This window comes from Streptomyces sp. TAA486 (assembly GCF_000426165.1).
Genome location: NZ_AUEV01000031.1, coordinates 1 through 1,355 on the forward strand (window position 1 = coordinate 1; position 1,355 = coordinate 1,355).

Here is a 1,355-nt window from a genome sequence, read left to right on the forward strand (position 1 = left end):
AGACCGAGGGGAAGGCGAAGGCTGGGACCGAGGGGGAGGCTGAGTCTGAGCGGCGTCTTGGGGGGGAGCTGAAGGATTCCTTTGGCACGAAGGAGTCCTTGGACAAGCGTGCCGAGGAGAGGGCCGACGCAAAGGCCAAGGCTGAGGGCGATGGGTCCGTAGGTGTTGGAAATGCGGGGTCGAAGGCGCCTGAATTTGTGGAGGAGGATGCGCAGTTCCTCGGCGGGCCGCAGAACGATCCGTATGGCACGAATGAGCGTCTGCAGGAGTACAAGGACAGCCGCCCCGGGCCGGCAGGTTTTGCAGGCGCGCCTCAGCCGCAACACAAGAAGGGGGCCGGATACGAACGTCCCGCCACCTTCAAGGACATCCAAGGGCACTCCAGCGACTCGGGTGGGCAAGACTCCGGTGGAGACGGCGCGTTCCACCTGAACCCGGGCAACGGCAGCGCTACGCAACTCCAGGCACCCGAACCCATCGAGGACCCCTCGCCGTCGGAGCAGCCAAGCCCGACGCAGACCTCGCAGACTTCGGAGCCCTCGCACCAGTCGCAGAGCGAGGCACCCCCGGAGACGCAGAGCGAGCCGCAAAGTCACCAGCCGGACCGGCCGGCCGACCAGGCCGTACACGCCCCTGAGCCCGAGGCCGGGCCCCAGAAGGGGCGCGACGCTGGAAACGGAGCGGGTGCCGGGGCGGCGTCGGCGCCTGCTCCCGCCCGCGCGGAGGGCCCGAGGGCGCGGCGTTTCGACCACGAGGAGGCCCGTCGCAAGCTCAACGACCCGTCGCTGTCCGCCGATCGGCGGGCGGAGGCGCTCGACAGGGCGCGAAAACTGGTGGGGAACCGCATCCATCAGGTGGCGCCGGACGAGAACCCGTGGGGCGTCGTTCCTCGCGTCGAGGAAGTTGTCGATCTTATCGCCGCGGAGTATCTGCGCGGCAGTCACATCCCCGCGACCAAGCTCGCCCACGAGCTGATCCGCGACCCGCAATCCCGAGCGACGCCTGAGGGCGAGCAGACCGGCGTCGTCGACGGTCCCGAGCCCCGGAACTCCGCTTCGCCGGAGGCGGGCGACGTCTCGGCGTCCGCGGGGGGTCCGGCGGTCTCGTCCGTGGGTTCTGGTGCGGGGCAACCGCTGGGTCACACCGAACACCTGTCAAAGGATGATGCTCAGTTCCTGCGGGGGGCTGTGCTCCGCTGGGTCCGCGAGTCCGTCTCGAATGGCGAGGTCTCGGTGGAGTTGGCGACCGTGGTTGCGGAGGACGCGAAGCTTGCCGCGGAGCTCGGGGGCCGGTATCTGGGCTTGAATCTCCGTGATCGTGGGCGGGTCATCGCGCGGCGGCTGATAGCTGAGGAA

The 1,355-nt window shown here is 69.0% G+C and carries 1 pseudogene; it reads left to right on the top strand.

Annotated features, from left to right (window positions below):
- Positions 1-1,355: pseudogene (locus tag I004_RS36530) on the top strand (hypothetical protein); the annotation flags it as partial.